General features: G+C 61.2%; 16 protein-coding genes. 10 read left to right on the top strand and 6 right to left on the bottom strand.

Going from position 1 to position 15,199, the window contains the following annotated elements:
* Nucleotides 1-2: 2 nt before the first annotated feature.
* Entirely contained in the window at nucleotides 3-500 is a 498-nt protein-coding gene (locus AC0IW7_RS16950; RefSeq protein ID WP_471819565.1) for a TlpA disulfide reductase family protein, read from the bottom strand.
* Nucleotides 501-530: 30 nt separating this feature from the next.
* On the opposite strand from AC0IW7_RS16950, the gene AC0IW7_RS16945 reads away from it, so the two are divergent.
* Nucleotides 531-1,940, top strand: coding sequence for a PilZ domain-containing protein (locus AC0IW7_RS16945; RefSeq protein WP_471819563.1), 1,410 nt, complete (start codon nucleotides 531-533; stop codon nucleotides 1,938-1,940).
* A gap of 125 nt (nucleotides 1,941-2,065) precedes the next feature.
* Entirely contained in the window at nucleotides 2,066-2,458 is a 393-nt protein-coding gene (locus AC0IW7_RS16940; protein ID WP_471819562.1) for a hypothetical protein, read from the top strand.
* A gap of 149 nt (nucleotides 2,459-2,607) precedes the next feature.
* Here AC0IW7_RS16940 and AC0IW7_RS16935 read toward each other — a convergent pair whose 3' ends face one another.
* Entirely contained in the window at nucleotides 2,608-2,823 is a 216-nt protein-coding gene (locus AC0IW7_RS16935) for a hypothetical protein (protein WP_471819560.1), read from the bottom strand.
* A 165-nt stretch (nucleotides 2,824-2,988) separates the two neighbouring features.
* The gene (locus AC0IW7_RS16930; RefSeq protein ID WP_471819558.1) at nucleotides 2,989-4,227 is read right to left on the bottom strand and encodes a virulence factor BrkB family protein; all 1,239 of its coding nucleotides are present in this window, start codon (nucleotides 4,225-4,227) and stop codon (nucleotides 2,989-2,991) included.
* 111 nt (nucleotides 4,228-4,338) lie between these two features.
* Here AC0IW7_RS16930 and arsC point away from each other — a divergent pair, with 111 nt between their 5' ends.
* The 3 genes from arsC to AC0IW7_RS16915 are packed head-to-tail and all read left to right on the top strand — an operon-like array spanning nucleotide 4,339 to nucleotide 5,706.
* The gene (gene arsC / locus AC0IW7_RS16925; RefSeq protein ID WP_471819557.1) at nucleotides 4,339-4,692 is read left to right on the top strand and encodes an arsenate reductase (glutaredoxin); all 354 of its coding nucleotides are present in this window, start codon (nucleotides 4,339-4,341) and stop codon (nucleotides 4,690-4,692) included.
* Nucleotides 4,689-5,306: an NAD(P)H:quinone oxidoreductase gene (wrbA, locus tag AC0IW7_RS16920; RefSeq protein ID WP_463383521.1), complete on the top strand. Its 618-nt coding sequence runs from the start codon at nucleotides 4,689-4,691 to the stop codon at nucleotides 5,304-5,306. The genes arsC and wrbA overlap by 4 nt, the downstream gene beginning before the upstream one ends.
* Nucleotides 5,299-5,706 carry a DUF2069 domain-containing protein gene (locus AC0IW7_RS16915; RefSeq protein ID WP_122493940.1) on the top strand — a complete coding sequence of 136 codons (408 nt, stop codon included), beginning with the start codon at nucleotides 5,299-5,301 and terminating at the stop codon, nucleotides 5,704-5,706. The genes wrbA and AC0IW7_RS16915 overlap by 8 nt, the downstream gene beginning before the upstream one ends.
* A 120-nt stretch (nucleotides 5,707-5,826) precedes the next feature.
* On the opposite strand, the gene hda is transcribed toward AC0IW7_RS16915, so the two are convergent.
* A complete protein-coding gene (gene hda, locus AC0IW7_RS16910) occupies nucleotides 5,827-6,531 on the bottom strand; it encodes a DnaA regulatory inactivator Hda (RefSeq protein WP_122493941.1) in 705 nt (234 codons plus the stop codon).
* Between the two features lie 620 nt (nucleotides 6,532-7,151).
* Between hda and AC0IW7_RS16905 the strand changes: the two genes are divergently transcribed.
* Nucleotides 7,152-8,204 carry a hypothetical protein gene (locus AC0IW7_RS16905; protein ID WP_471819555.1) on the top strand — a complete coding sequence of 351 codons (1,053 nt, stop codon included), beginning with the start codon at nucleotides 7,152-7,154 and terminating at the stop codon, nucleotides 8,202-8,204.
* A gap of 69 nt (nucleotides 8,205-8,273) precedes the next feature.
* On the opposite strand, the gene AC0IW7_RS16900 is transcribed toward AC0IW7_RS16905, so the two are convergent.
* On the bottom strand, nucleotides 8,274-9,383 hold the full coding sequence (locus AC0IW7_RS16900; RefSeq protein WP_471819554.1) for an AI-2E family transporter: 1,110 nt from the start codon (nucleotides 9,381-9,383) through the stop codon (nucleotides 8,274-8,276).
* A gap of 26 nt (nucleotides 9,384-9,409) precedes the next feature.
* Nucleotides 9,410-10,486 (bottom strand): DUF2066 domain-containing protein, encoded by a 1,077-nt coding sequence (locus AC0IW7_RS16895; protein ID WP_471819553.1) that lies wholly within the window; start codon nucleotides 10,484-10,486, stop codon nucleotides 9,410-9,412.
* A gap of 295 nt (nucleotides 10,487-10,781) precedes the next feature.
* Here AC0IW7_RS16895 and AC0IW7_RS16890 point away from each other — a divergent pair, with 295 nt between their 5' ends.
* The 4 genes from AC0IW7_RS16890 to AC0IW7_RS16875 all read left to right on the top strand — a co-directional run bounded on the left by AC0IW7_RS16890 (nucleotide 10,782) and on the right by AC0IW7_RS16875 (nucleotide 15,020).
* On the top strand, nucleotides 10,782-12,395 hold the full coding sequence (locus tag AC0IW7_RS16890; RefSeq protein WP_471819551.1) for a methyl-accepting chemotaxis protein: 1,614 nt from the start codon (nucleotides 10,782-10,784) through the stop codon (nucleotides 12,393-12,395).
* 176 nt (nucleotides 12,396-12,571) lie between these two features.
* Complete coding sequence (gene purM, locus AC0IW7_RS16885; RefSeq protein WP_471819549.1) at nucleotides 12,572-13,630, top strand: phosphoribosylformylglycinamidine cyclo-ligase; 1,059 nt, start codon at nucleotides 12,572-12,574, stop codon at nucleotides 13,628-13,630.
* Nucleotides 13,630-14,301 carry a phosphoribosylglycinamide formyltransferase gene (gene purN / locus AC0IW7_RS16880; protein WP_122493947.1) on the top strand — a complete coding sequence of 224 codons (672 nt, stop codon included), beginning with the start codon at nucleotides 13,630-13,632 and terminating at the stop codon, nucleotides 14,299-14,301. Before purM ends, purN begins: the two co-directional genes overlap by 1 nt.
* Nucleotides 14,302-14,309: 8 nt before the next feature.
* The gene (locus AC0IW7_RS16875) at nucleotides 14,310-15,020 is read left to right on the top strand and encodes a DUF3108 domain-containing protein (RefSeq protein ID WP_122493948.1); all 711 of its coding nucleotides are present in this window, start codon (nucleotides 14,310-14,312) and stop codon (nucleotides 15,018-15,020) included.
* Nucleotides 15,021-15,199: the final 179 nt, after the last annotated feature.

Below are 15,199 nucleotides of genomic sequence, written 5' to 3'. Positions count from 1 at the left end.
CGCTACTCCTTCGCTTGCAGTTCAGCGAGGCGCTTGCTCAGGCCCGCTGCGGTTTGTTCGCCCATCAGGCGTTCGCGCACCTGGCCCTTCGGGTCGACCAGATACGTGACCGGCAACGCCTCGCTGCGCGGCAGTTTGAAGCGCTCGCCGGGATCGCTCGCCAGTACGGTAAAACGGATGCCCATGGTTTCGGTGGCCTTGCTCAGCGCCGCGCTTTGCAGGGCATCGAAGTTCACACCGACCACTTGTGCGTGCTGACCTTTGAGTTGCTCGGACAGGCTATTAAGCTCTGGAATCTCCGTGCGGCAGGGTCCGCACCACTCAGCCCAGTAATTAATCACTAACCACTGGCCATCCAACTGCTCAGCCGTTACCTTTCGTCCATGCTGATCGACGCCATAGTCATCAGCGCAGCCAGCCAGCAACAGCCCCGCGCAGAGACCTAACGCAATCTGCCCCATGAGCACTTTTTTAATGACCCTACGCGCAAGCGCAACCATGCATTCGATCCTCGTATCTGCAGGGGTGGTATGACACTGGACGCCCTACGCCTAGAGGTGCCGGACATCCTCGACGAAACGGCCGCGCCGCTGGCCGATCTCAATGAGCGTTTGGCCGAAGCCCGTCTGCAATCCCATGAAGGCGCGCTGCACCTGGTGCTGGGTTTGCTGTTTCGCCTCAATCGCAGCGCCATGACCTTACTCGAAAGGCAACGCGCGCTGCAAAGTCTGAGCGATGAGTATCGCCACTACGCCGAGCATTACCGTCAGGGCAATACGCCGCCGATGTTGTTTGTGCGCTTCTGTGGGGAAATGGCCATCGGCTTCAAGCGCCTGCTGCTGCAGATTCTGCAGGGCCGGCAACCTTCGCGCCCGCACTTGGCCTGGTGCCTGTATATGGCCCAGCACTTCCTGGCGCAGAACCTGTTGCGCCATTACCAGCTGTACCAAGAGCCACCGGCCAGCCTGTGGCGCGACAGCCATTTGCTGTATTGGATTGGCGAGCACCAGGAGTGCCTCGACGAGCCGGTCGCCGCGGCATTCCATCCATTGCCCGCCAACACCTTGCGTGGCCTGTACCAGCAAATGCTGCTGCTTTCCTTGAGCAACCCGTTCCATTTGGCCGAAGGCGAAAGCCCGCAATTGTTCAGCGCACTGGCGCCCCTGGCGAGTCTCGCGCGGCTGTTGCCGTGGGATGACGAAGACGACACCGAAGGGCCCATTGTTGACCTCACCGAATCGCAACCCAGCCTGCCCTTTGAGCAACACGCCGACAGCGATCCGGCATATTTGCGCCGCTTCGAATTAGGCGCTTTGCTGGTGGCGCTGCACGAACCGGCGCCGCTGCAAACCAAGGTGGAAGGCGAACTGCTGCAGCGGGTGCGACACCACTGGCTGGGTCGCCAACCGCGTCGCCATGAGCGCTCCGATCAAGTCGGGGATTGCAGCTTGGTAGTCGGCTTGCCGGCCATTCATGCGCAACTGCTTGAGCACCGACCGGGCCATTGCGCCGCGCAAATGCTCGACACCAGCTCCGGCGGCGCGCGCCTGTTGTGCCACGCCGACCAAGGCCGCTTGCTGCCCGTCGGCCAGTTGGTCCTGCTGCTGACCAACAGCGGCACGCCCACCCTTGCCTTATTGCGCTGGCGACACCAGAACGCCGACGGCCTGTACTTGGGCCTGCGTTACCTGAAGGGCCTACCGCGCCCGGTATGGCTGCGGCGCAGCCCTAGCACGCAGACCCACCCTGGCGTATTGCAGAGCACGCCGGTAGTGGGTGGCGGCTGGAACCATGGCCTGTGGCTGCCGAACGGGCAGTTCAGCGCCGGCGAAAACCTTTGGCTGCAATTGGTCAGCGTGCACAACCAGGCCGCCCTGCCCTTGCCGCCGGCCAACCTGGAAACCGCCTCGGTCAGCCGTCACCCATTGAAGCTGGCCTAATAGTCAAAACTGCGAGACCGATCACGCCGACCGGCGGCCAAGCGCACAGTTTGCTTGTACCGCCGTGCCTATAATTTCGGCCGTCTGTCCTTACACCCCATTCTAAAATCAGCCCGGAAGCCTCCATGTCTCAAGCCCACGACAAGCTGATCGGCCCCGTGCCGTCGCGCATCACCGACGCCGCCCGCCTGCTCGTGACCGAATACGACGGTCGCGTAGCTGACTTCAACGTCGCCGCCTGGCTGCAACTGCCCGGCCTGGCGAATTTGCCGGTGTCGCTGGTCATCAGCTACCGCGACGCCGGTGCCCGCCGCGAAGTGCTGGTGGACCACGGCAAGGTGAACGGTCAGGGCAAAATTTTGCTGTCCGGCATCGGCCGCGTGCCGGTGAAGCAGAAGATTGAAGACATGCAGGTGTGCTTGCGTTCGGCCATTGCGCCTACCAGCCTGGTGGTCGAGGAATTGTTCGTTCAAGCCGTGGAAGCCGCCGTCGCCCAGAGCCAACAAGCGCTGGCTTGAACTGAGCGAACCGTTCCCCGGAAAACAAAAAACCCGCGCCGTGGCTGCGGGTTTTTTTATATGAGCGAGGGAAGCGTTTCAGGCCCGACTGGCTCCAACAGCATCCACCCTCTGTAGGAGCGGCTTTAGCCGCGATGCACATGACCTGATTAACGAGGCGTACAGTTGCCAGTCGCGCGCTCGGGCAAGTAATCGACGTCAGCGTCTTGCTCAACCGGCGCGCGCACTGCCAGCGACTCGGGCCAGCGGGCGAAGTTGAGGCCAGTAATACGATTAAGCCCTTCCAGCGCGTGCTCGGGATGGCTGTGGTGCAGGGCAATCACGGTGCCGTGCTTTTTAGCGGTGTGGCTGGTGGGCTTACTCATAGCACCCGATTCCTTGGCTAGTCCGTGCCAGGCTGGCAGTTTGATAGCTATCTGCAGGTGAGAGAGCCAAAAGCGTGCCAACTGCAATCTCTACCATTTCGCAGCGTCCCAACCGCCTGAAGCGTAGCGCGCAGCGCGGGGCTACGCGCAAACTGACATTTTTTGTCAGTCCGCCCCGCCCTCTTGCTCGTCCGCTGCTTGCAGCCATTGCAGCAAGCTGGCGCCGAACAATTCGGCCTGCTCTTCATGCAGCGCCTTCAATCCGGCGCGCAGGCCGGGATACCACGCTTCGTCCATCTGCGCCGGCAGTTGGTCCAAGCGCGGCAGCGGCCAGGGGCAATGCAGCAACAGCTGATGCAACGTGTACTGGCCGAGGTCGCGGCACAGCACCCAGCCGCCACCACTGGCGCGACAGATCAGCAACTCACCCTCAAGAAATTCGACGATCTCGTCCCACTCATCCTCAGGCAGCCGCCAACCCTGACCGTGAACATCGTTAAGGCGCAGCACTTCGCCGCGCACCTGGGCATCGTGGAACATGCGCAGCAGCCCCAGCGTCACCAACAAGCGCGGCAAGGCGCGACGGCGCCAGTGCCGGGACGAACCGAGGTTGCACGCCAGCTCGGCACCAAACAGCACGATCAACCACGACAGGTACAGCCACAGCAGAAACAGCGGCACCGTGGCGAAGGCGCCATAAATCAGTTGGAAACCGGGGAACAGTCGCACGTACAACCCGAACAGGGCCTTGGCCACTTCAAACAACACCGCCGCAAACACGCCACCGAGCAAGGCGTTTTTCAACGGCACACGGGTGTTGGGAACCGAGGCGTAAATCAGCGTGAAGGCCGCCATGCTCGACATCAGCGGGGTAAGACGCAGCAAAGCCTGCGCACCGATAACCGCGTCCGGCCCGGAAATCAGCGACAGCGAGGTGATGTAGGTGCTCACCACAAATCCCACGCCGAGCAGCAGCGGGCCGAGGCTGAGAATCGCCCAATACAGCAGAAAGCTGGAAATGCCCCGACGTGGCTGACGCACGCGCCAGATATTGTTCAGCGCCTTTTCCACCGTGACCAACATCGCGAACGCCGTGACCGCAAGAAACACCACACCGATCCACGTCAGCTGCCGCGCCTGGGTGGTGAAGTTGTTCAGGTACTCCTGCACCATTTCGCCAGAGGCGGGCAGAAAATTATGGAAGATAAAATGCTGAATCTGCTCGCCGACGCCGGAAAAGGCCGGCACTGCCGAGAGCATGGCGAAGGTCACGGTCATCATCGGCACCACGGCGAACAGCGTGGTGTAGGTCAGAGCTGCCGCACTGTTGGGGCCGTGATCGGCCAGAAAGCGATGCAGGAGAAATCGCCAGAATTCCACAAAATCATCGAAACCTTGGCGCATGCCCTTTCCCTTGTTCAGTAGTAAATCGCCCCGTGCGCGCAACGCCGTATTCAGGCCTGGCTGCCGACGCGGGTAGAATAGCCGCCACCCTAGGCAAGATGCGATACGCACATGACCGACCTGACGCTTTATCACAACCCGCGCTGCAGCAAATCTCGCGGCGCGCTGGAACTTCTTGAAGGCCGTGGCCTGCAACCGACCGTGGTGCGCTACCTCGAAACGCCGCCAAGCGAGGCCGATCTCACCGCCCTGTTGAGCAAATTGCAGCTCTCTGCCCGCGAGCTGCTGCGCACCGGTGAGGACGAATTCAAAACCCTCAATCTCGCCGACGCCAGCCTGAGCGATGCGCAACTTATCGCCGCCATGGCCGCGCACCCGAAACTGATCGAGCGACCGATTCTCGTCGCGGGCAACAAGGCCGTCATCGGCCGTCCACCCGAGCGCATTCTGGAGCTGCTGCCATGAGCCAACCGTACATTCTGGTTCTGTATTACAGCCGTAACGGCGCGACCCTTGAAATGGCAAAGCAGATCGCCCGTGGCGTGGAACTGGCCGGCATCGATGCCCGCCTGCGCACCGTGCCGGCCATCTCCACCGAATGCGAAGCTGTGGCGCCGAGCATTCCGGCCGAGGGCGCGTTGTACGCCACGCTGGATGACTTGAAGAACTGCGCCGGTTTGATCCTTGGCAGCCCGACCCGCTTCGGCAATATGGCCGCACCGCTGAAATACTTTCTGGATGGCACCAGCAGTCTGTGGCTGACCGGCGAACTGGTGGGCAAACCCGCCGGCGTATTTACCTCCACCGCCAGCCTGCATGGCGGCCAGGAAAGCACCTTGCTGTCGATGATGTTGCCGCTGCTGCACCACGGCATGCTCGTCGCCGGGCTGCCTTACAGCGAAGGCGCGTTGTTAGAAACCCGGGGCGGCGGCACGCCGTATGGCGCCAGCCATCACGCAGGACAAGACGGCAAACGCCCGCTCGACGAACACGAAATCAGCTTGTGCCGAGCCCTGGGCAAGCGCCTGGCCGAAACCGCCCTGCGCCTGCGCGCGCCGTTGGAGAACACCCGTGGCTAAAACCCCGAAGCCATTGCCTGAGCTCTCCTGGCTGGCGCCGCGTTTGAAAGTCAGCCGCGTGCTCACGCTCATCAGCTTCTTCGCCCTGGCGGCGCTGCTGCTGACGTGGAATCTGGTTTATGCCGACCTGCATGGCGCCCGCACCTGGGTGATTCTGTGCATCGAGCTCGGCCCGCTGGCCCTGCTCGCCCCCGGCCTGCTGATGGGCAACGCGCGTGCCCATGCCTGGACCTGTTTTGTTGTTAACCTGTACTTCATCAAAGGCGTGCTCGCCGCGTTCGACCCGCACCGCAGCTGGTTGGGGTGGAGTGAAGCGCTGTTGAGCCTGGCGCTGTTTACCAGTGCGTTGCTGTACACGCGCTGGCGTTTTCAGCATGACCGGAAGTTGGCGGGCGAGTGATCTAAAAGCATCGCGGCTAATCGGAATGCCGCGATTCCTGGAAACGTCGAGTTCGCGCCCAACGAAACAGTCCGGACGCCACCTTCGCGAAGACAACGGAAAATCCAGCCGACCTTGCTGTTACCAGCCCAACGTCTCTTTCAAAAAAGGAATCGTCAGCTTGCGCTGCGCCTGCAACGAGGCCTGGTCCAGTTGCTCCAGCAACTCAAACAGCGCGCTCATGCTGCGCGTACCGCGGGTGAGGATAAAGCGCCCGACTTCGTCGGTCAGGTGCAAGCCTCGGCGCGAGGCGCGCAATTGCAGGGCGCGCAGTTTGTCTTCGTCCGACAGGGTTTGCAGTTGGAATACCAGCGCCAGCGTCAGACGCGACTTGAGGTCCGGCAACTGCACCAGCAACTCGCGAGGCGCCGCTCCCGCCGCAAGCAATAGCCGCCGACCGCTGTCACGCAGCCGATTGAACAGGTGGAACAGCGCCTCTTCCCATACGGCATTGCCAGCGATGGCATCCAGATCGTCCAGGCAAACCAGCTCGCACTGCTCCAGGTTATCCAGCAGCTCCGGACCCAGCTGCACCACGTCCGCCAACGGTAAATACACCGCCGACTCGCCGCGCTGCTCGAAACGCAAACACGCCGCTTGCAACAGGTGAGTTCGGCCCACGCCATCGCTGCCCCAGAGGTACATCAGGCTTTCCGTCCAGCCCGCGTCGGCCTCGCACAAACGCTCCACATAGCCAAGCGCTGCGGCATTGGCGCCGGGGTAGTAATTCGCGAAGGTGGCGTCGTCGCGCAAGCGCACGCCAAGGGGCAGCTGTATCGGTTTCATGCGGAGATCGGGCGGTTCCGGGCGGCGCCAGGAAGGCGCGCGACAAAGGAGGCGAAGTTTATCGGCTTCTTGGCGCTAAGTCATTGATGGCAAACGCGTAGACGGGGCTCACGGCAATACGCACCGGGGAGCATCGCCGCCATTCCTTGAAAACCGACATCAGCGGCGCACGGCTTGTTGCAATGCAAATCTGCCAGGCACACGTGAACCGGTGCAAACCTGCGTAGGCATTCTTCCGCGGGCTGCGGTAGATGCGTCTGAACCGTTTGAGCCCGAGCATCAGCAACCAACGGGGTGGAGACAGAACCCACGGGGCCGGTTCACGTTGGCGCTATGGGCGCAAGCCGCGCGGCGTCTCGCTTGCGCTAGACCAACAGGACGGTATGACCGCCGCCTACCCGAAGGACGGCCGCCAGAACAGCCGAAGTATGTCGCCAACGCTGTCCTATCGATAAATCCCATCCCATAGCCGCACTGTATCCACGCCGGCTCGTGTACCGACCGAGCCATGGTTACGATTGCCAGCCTGTTACACCTCATCAATGGAGCCATCAGTCGGCCAACAGCGTTCAGGACTGGCCGCGCCTCCCCCACCCCCCTTCACACATCAGACTCAGCACATGAAAACCCTGAACAACAACGCCAGCAAAATTCTCTTCCCGCTACTGTCAGCACTTATTGTTTTCGGCATCTCAACGGCCAACGCCGCATCGGCAAAATACCCCTTCGGGATTATCGATTCAGACATATTGGCATCTGACCAATCCACCAGAAACGAAGTTGATCGCGTGCAAAAGCTGACGCCGTCCAGAAGCCCAGTGCTGAATCAGGAGGCCCTCACCGAAGCGCGGGAAACAGCAGAGCGGTACTCAGAACTTCCTAACGAGTTGAGCGCATTGCAGAAAATCTCGGTCGAGATGATCAGAGACAAAACCACGACTTCAATGAATAAACTTCCGCCTCTTATCAAAGAGTGTCGCCGCACCGATATTGCCGAAAACGTTCTGACCATCCGACGTCAACTGTTGCAGTTCGACAACACCATCAGCTTTGACATTTTTTCGGCGCCGCAAGAAGACCAGTCGCTCACCGAAAGCGAGGCCACAACCATAGACGACGTCGTGCATTTTCTGAGCTTGAGCCCAGACGTCATCTGCCAAATGTATGGCGATGAGGAGAGCTTTCGCGGCATTAGCACTCAGCTCAAGTCGACGATAGACATTGCCAGCAGGAAGCTGGCGCAAGAAATTTCGGCAATCAATGAACGCATCCCGAGGGCGAAAGCGTTGAGCGAGGTCTGGGGGAAATATCGAGATCAGTTGCTCAAATCAATTGAAGAACAAAGCGCACCTGCAACCAAAGTTGCCGATCAGCTAGGTTTTATCATCGGCGTGTTCTGCGCCTTTGGCATTTTGATGTTTCTGGCGGTGCGGATATTCCCGTCAGAAATACAAGTGGAGCTGATTGCCTCGGGCCAGGTCATTCAATTCGCCACCGTGATGGTGATATTGATCGTGATCTGCGTGCTCGGCATGTCGAAGCTGCTGACCGAAAACACCTTAGGCACCTTGCTGGGTGGAATAGGCGGGTATGTCTTGTCCCAAGGCGTGGGCCGAGCGGTCAGTAGGGCCGCGGTTCGCGACCATCATGCAGCGCAAAACACTAAACCCTGAAACACAAACAGGTGGTGGGTCCTTTGCGAACCCAACCACCTGTGTTTTTAGCTGAACAGTGAAGAACAGCTAATCGGGCTGTGCGGGCACTCCCTCGACAACTTCAACCGCTTCCACTGGCTGCCCGTCGTCATACATATCCGACTGTTTATAGAAGTCGTGGACATGGCGCAGTAACACCATGATCACCGCCGCCACCGGCAGCGCCAGCAGAATGCCGGTGAAGCCGAATAGCTGGCCACCGGCGAGAATGGCGAAAATCACCGCCACCGGGTGCAAGCCAATGCGGTCGCCGACCAGCAACGGCGTAAGCAGCATGCCTTCCAGCAGTTGGCCCACGGTGAAGACTGCGGCGATGCCGAGCAGTGGGTAGAACTCCGGGCCAAACTGGAACAAGCCAGCCGTAATGGCCGCACCGAAACCAATAACGAAGCCCATATACGGCACGATGCTGGCGAGCCCGGCAATTACGCCGATCAGCAAGCCCAGCTCCAGCCCGACCAGCATCAGGCCACTGGCGTAAATCACGCCGAGGCCGAGCATGACCAGCAGTTGCCCCCGTAGAAACGCGCCAAGCACTTCGTGGCATTCGCCCATCAATTGCACGATGAAGCCTTCGCGGCTGCGAGGGAGCAGGCCGCGCAGTTTGGCGACCATCACGTCCCAGTCGCGCAGCAGATAAAAACTCACCACCGGAATCAGCACCACGTTGCCCAGCCAGCCGAGCAAGGCCAGGCTCGAGGCGGTGGCCGAAGCCAGCACGGCGCCAACGATGTCGGTGGTTTTGCCCAAGTGCTCGGTAACGGCCGTTTTAACCTGATCGAACTTCCAGAAGCCATCGGCCAGCCCCAGCTTTGCTTGCACCCACGGCAAGGCGCTGTGCTGGGCCCAGTCGATCATCTGTGGCGCCAGCTCGTACAAGCGAACCAATTGCCTGCCGAGCATGGGCACCAGCACCAGCAGGGCGATCACCAGAATCAGGGTAAACACGCTGAACACCACGATCACCGCCCAGGTGCGCGACAGTTTCCAGCGTTCCAGCCGGTCGGCCAGCGGGTCGCCCATGTACGCCAGCAAAATGCCGATCAGAAACGGCGAGAGAATCGGGTGGATGGCATACAGCAAAACACCGAGCACAAGCAGCGCGGCAATCCATAGCCAATGACGTGAGTCAGTCATGCTCAACAACCTCAGGGGAGAAGAATTCACCAGCCGTAATGCAGCACGTTGGTTGCCGGTGCAGGCGCCACTGGCGCTGGAACCGGTGCTTGGCCAGCTGGCGCGGTGCTGGCGTCTACCGGCGCAGCGGCAACCGGTTCTGGCGGCAGCTCGCGCAGGCGAGCCAAGGCCAGCTGCGCACGCAGTTGTTCGGGGCTGGCTTTTACTTGATAGGTCAGGCGATCACCCACGGCGCTTTGCAGGCGGGCATCGAACGGTTCCAGCAGGCGTTGCAGTTCGGCGTAGCGGTTCAGGTCGGCGCCCTGGATATCCAGAGTCAACGCTTGCGCAGCGCCTTGCGCCGCCACGAAATGGGTGGCCAGCCGTTGGCTAACGGCGAGCATTACCGCGTCGGCCAGCGCATCGGCGTCGGCACCTTCGGCTTTGCCCTGCTCGCGGCTCTCGCCCAACCACAACCGCCATTGCGCCTGCCATTTGCCAGCATCTTCCTGAGCGGTGACGGCTAACAAGGCGTCGGCGCCATACCGGGCAGACGGTTCTTTCAGCGCATCGGCATTGGTCGCCGCCAGGTTTTCAGCGGTGCCGGCCAGTTGCTCGTTGAGGTCGGCAATCGGCAAACGCAGCGGCAAGCCTCGGTTTTGCGCAGCGCGTTGCAGCGCAGCGGCTGCCGGTTGACTGTCGCCAACCAGGCTGGCGCCTTCGGCCGTGGTGTTCAGCCACCAGGCCAACACCGCAGGGCGGTTCGCGCTCCACAGTGGAATACCGGCCTGACGCAGGCTGCGGTCGGTGCTGATGGCGTCGAAGTCGACCACCAGCACTTCAGGCGGACCGTTCTCGTAAGCGTATTGGCTCACCAGTTGCTGCGGGTCTTTGCGCAGTTCGGCAATGGCCGGATTGGTTAGGGCTTTGTTGTCGCCGGTCAGGCGCAGCACCAGCGTATCGAGGGCACTGCTGAGGGCGGCGGCGCGTTCTTGCGGTTGCTGGCTGGTCACCGGTTGGCGCACTTGATAGAGGTCTTCAACGCTCGCTGCGTGGGACGCGAGGCTGCACAACGACAAGCTCAGGGCGAGTAACGGGCTGAACAGTGAGGCGGACAAACGCATGATGGGCTCTCGGCTCGGAAAGGGGCGCCAGCGCTAGTGGCCAGTCGCATGACGGCGGTGCGGCGCTGCGAAAACGCGCCTTACCTTAATGCAAAGAGCCCTACCTTAAACAGGCGACTTGGGGGCTGTCGAGCGCATATAACCCGCACAACCGGCACGCCCTGACATTTGCGGCTTAACTAGCTAATCAAACGCCCCGCTCAACAAGCGCAGCGGCCGGCCGATACGCAGCACATAAGCACACTAGGCGAGCAGCTCGGGCGCCGTTTGGCCAACAAAGGAAGGGGTACTTGCGGTGTCGATAAAATTGCGTTTGCTGCTATTAACGGGTACCGGCCTGCTGGCTGCGCTGATTCTCAGCCTGGTTGGCTTCGTGGGTAACTACCACGTGGCCGATGCCGTACGAGCCAATCAGATCAGCCTCAATGCCCTGCGCAACCATATGGAAGCGGACATGATGCACGACGCCCTGCGCGCCGATGTGTTGGCAGCCATGTTGGTGGGGCTGGGCAAAAGCCCCACCACCGCTGCCGAAGCGCGCAGCAGCCTGGAAGAACACGCCGGGCATTTTCGCGAGGTGCTGGCCGACAACCTGAAATTGCCGGTGAACGAGGCAATCAAGGCTGGACTGAACACGGTCAAACCCAGCCTTGATTCCTACATCGCTGCCGCCGAAGCCATCGTCGCCCAGGCGCTCACCAACCCCGACGCGGCACAAGGGCAGTTGCCCACGTTCAACGCGGCGTTCAGCAAGTTGGAAGGCGAAATGGCCGCCCTCAGCGAGCTGATCGAAAGCAACACCGAGCAAACCGCAAAAGACACCGAAAGCGCCATCAGCACTGCCAACCTCACGCTGACCATCGTGTTGATAGCGAGCTTGGTGCTGTTGGTATTGCAAGGCGCATGGATCATTCGCGGCATTATGCGACCGCTGCTCGCTGCCAGTGAAATTGCCACCAGCATCGCCCAGGGCGACCTCAGCCGGCGCATCGAAGAGCCGGCTACCCAGGACGAAGCCAGCGCGCTAATCCGCAGCCTGGCCACCATGCAACGCGACCTGCGCGACATGATCGGCGTGGTGCGCAGCAATGCCAACAACGTCAACAGCCTCACCCAGCAACTCAGCGCCGGCTGCCACCAAGTCGCCAACAGCAGCACGCAACAAAGCGAGGCGTCCAACACTATGGCCGCCGCTGCCAGCGAAATGACCGCCAGCATCGAGGAAATTACCCGCCATGCCGGTCAGGCGCTGGACATGGCCAACCAGGCCGAGCGCCTGGCGAACGACGGCGGCAAAGTGATTCATCAAGTGGTGCAAGACATGGACGGCATTGCCCGCTCGGTGCAGCAATCGGCCCAGGTTATTCGCACGCTGGACCAAGAGTCCGAGCAGATTTTCAGCATCATCCAGGTGATCAAGGGCATCGCCGACCAAACCAACCTGCTCGCCCTTAACGCCGCCATTGAAGCGGCGCGGGCCGGCGAACAGGGCCGTGGTTTCGCCGTGGTGGCCGACGAAGTGCGCAGCCTGGCGGGCCGCACCAGCGCCTCGACGCAGGAAATCGCCGCCATGGTGCAGCGCATTCAAACCAGCACCCGCGAGGCCGCCAACAGCATGGAAGCCGGCGTTGCCCAGGTGGATAAAGGCATGGCCGTGACCGCCGACGTGGAACGGGCGATTCGCGAAATCCTGGCCGCCACGTTGAGCACCACGCAACTGGTCAACGACATCAGCCGCACCATCAGCGAACAAAGCCTGGCCAGCAACGAAATTGCCCATCAGGTGGAAACCATCGCCAGCATGTCGGTCAGCAACAGCACGGTGATTGGCAAAACCGCTGACACCACGGACGAGCTCTCGGGCTTGGCCGGCCAGTTGTCGCTGTCGGTCGACCGCTTTCGTTTATAGGGCAGGCCGGGGCAACTTTATTAATTTTCCGGCCATCCGGCTGCGCGGATGGCCGCCTACGGGCAAGCCTGATAAAATCGCGCGCCTTCGCAGACCGTGCCTCTTCTGCGCGCTGGCCTAGTGCCTACGCCTGTCTCGGTCGCTCCCCGAACATCCCTTTCTAAAGGCCTGGATCTATGAGCAAGCAACCCTCCATTAGCTACAAGGACGCCGGCGTCGATATCGATGCAGGTGAAGCCCTGGTCGAGCGCATCAAAAGCGTGGCCAAGCGCACGGCGCGTCCGGAAGTGATGGGCGGCCTGGGTGGCTTCGGCGCCCTCTGCGAGATCCCGGCTGGCTACAAACAGCCTGTACTGGTTAGCGGCACCGACGGCGTGGGCACCAAGCTGCGCCTGGCGTTGAACCTGAACAAACACGACAGCATCGGCCAGGACCTGGTCGCCATGTGCGTCAACGATCTGGTGGTGTGCGGCGCCGAGCCGCTGTTCTTCCTCGATTACTACGCCACCGGCAAGCTCAACGTCGACGTAGCGGCCACTGTTGTCACCGGCATTGGCGCCGGTTGCGAACTGGCCGGTTGCTCGCTGGTCGGCGGCGAAACTGCCGAAATGCCTGGCATGTACGAAGGTGAAGATTACGACCTGGCCGGTTTCTGCGTTGGCGTGGTGGAAAAGTCTGAAATCATCGACGGCTCCAAGGTGCAAACCGGCGACGCCCTGATCGCCCTGCCCTCGTCCGGCCCGCATTCCAACGGCTACTCGCTGATTCGCAAGATCATCGAAGTGTCGGGTGCCGACATCGAAACCATTCAGCTCGAAGGCAAAGCCCTGACTGAACTGCTGATGGCACCGACGCGCATCTACGTCAAACCGCTGCTCAAGCTGATCAAAGACACCGGTGCGGTAAAAGCCATGGCGCACATCACCGGTGGCGGCCTGCTGGACAACATTCCGCGCGTACTGCCAGACGGCGCTCAAGCCGTGGTCGATGTGGCCAGCTGGAAACGCCCGGCCGTGTTCGACTGGCTGCAGCAGCAAGGCAACGTCAACGAAACCGAAATGCACCGCGTGCTGAACTGCGGCGTGGGCATGGTCATCTGCGTGGCTCAGGAACACGTGGAAGCGGCTCTGACCAACCTGCGTGCCAGCGGCGAGCAGCCTTGGGTGATCGGCCAGATCAATGCCGGCGCAGCGGATGCCGAGCGCGTTGTGCTGAACAACCTGAAAGCCCACTAATGCCAGACGCCTCGCCCTGCAACGTGGTGGTTCTGCTGTCCGGTTCGGGCAGCAATCTGCAGGCATTGATCGACGATCTCCACGGCGGTGCTGACGCGCAAGCGCGCAGCCCGGCGAGGATTTGCGCCGTCATCTCCAACCGCAGCGACGCCTATGGCCTGGAACGGGCCAAGGCGGCCGGCATCGCCACCCATGTGCTCGACCACACCAGTTTTACCGACCGCGAACAGTTCGACACCGCGCTGATGGCGCTGATCGACAGCTGCCAACCGCAGCTCGTGCTGCTGGCCGGCTTCATGCGCATCCTCAGCGGCGCCTTTGTGCGGCACTACGAAGGGCGCTTGCTGAACATTCACCCTTCCCTGCTCCCCAACTACAAAGGTCTGCACACCCACCAGCGTGCGCTGGATGCTGGCGACCTCGAGCACGGCTGCACCGTGCACTTTGTAACGGAGGAACTCGACGGAGGGCCTCTGGTCGTACAAGCAGTTGTGCCGGTGCGCTCGGATGACACGGCGCAAACCCTGGCCAACCGCGTGCACGCCCAGGAACACCAGATTTACCCGCTCGCGGTTCGCTGGTTCGCCACCGGCGACTTGCAACTGACCCGCGAGGGGGCAATGCTCCACCAGCAGTTGTTACCGGCCACTGGCCATTTGATTCGAACCTAGGAGACTTTATGCGTCGCGCCTTGCTGTTCGTCCTCGCCGTGCTCACCCTGCCGGCGCAGGCCCTGGAGCTGAAACCCTTTTCGGCCAGCTACACCGCCGACTGGAAACAGCTTCCCGTTAGCGGCACTGCCGAGCGCAGTCTGCAAAAACAAGCAGACGGCCGCTGGTTGCTGAATTTCAAAGCCTCCATGTTGGTGGCCAGCCTCACCGAAGAAAGCGCCTTCCGCATCGACAACAACGCCTTCCTGCCACAAACCTACCGCTACGAACGCAGCGGCCTGGGCAAGGGCAAATCGGTTGAGTTGGATTTCGACTGGGAAGCCAAGAAAGTCATCGGCAGCGACCGTGGCGACCAGGTGTCCTTGCCACTCAACCGTGGCGTGCAAGACAAATCCACCTATCAAGTGGTGCTGCAAGCCGACGTCGCGGCCGGCAAAAAAACCATGAGCTACCAAGTGGTTGATGGCGGCGAAATCGAAACCTACGACTTCCGCGTTTTGGGCGAAGAGAAAGTCGAGACCATGGCCGGCAGCGTCGACGCCATCAAAGTCGAGCGCGTGCGCGACCCGACCCAAAGCAGCCGCAAAACCGTGCTGTGGTTTGCCAAAGACTGGAATTATTTGTTGGTTCGCCTGTATCAGGTCGAGAAAGACGGCAAGGAATACCAAATCATGCTCAAAGACGGCAGCGTCGATGGCAAGGCAGTTAAGGGCAGCTAACGCCTGACCGACTGCAAAAAAGCCCCGCCTTTTGCGGGGCTTTTTTGTGGGTGATGGAAGCAGGGAATGACGGAGGCCCATTTAATCTCCACCGTCATCCTCGCGAACGCGGCGGTCCGACGATTCGGGATCCAGAATCGTGAAGGTGCCCCCATATCGCCCCCAAACCTCAATCACCA

This window comes from Pseudomonas sp. AC229 (assembly GCF_979254655.1).
The sequence above is the reverse complement of the archived record's forward strand: the minus strand, read 5'-3'. Positions and strand labels throughout refer to the sequence as shown.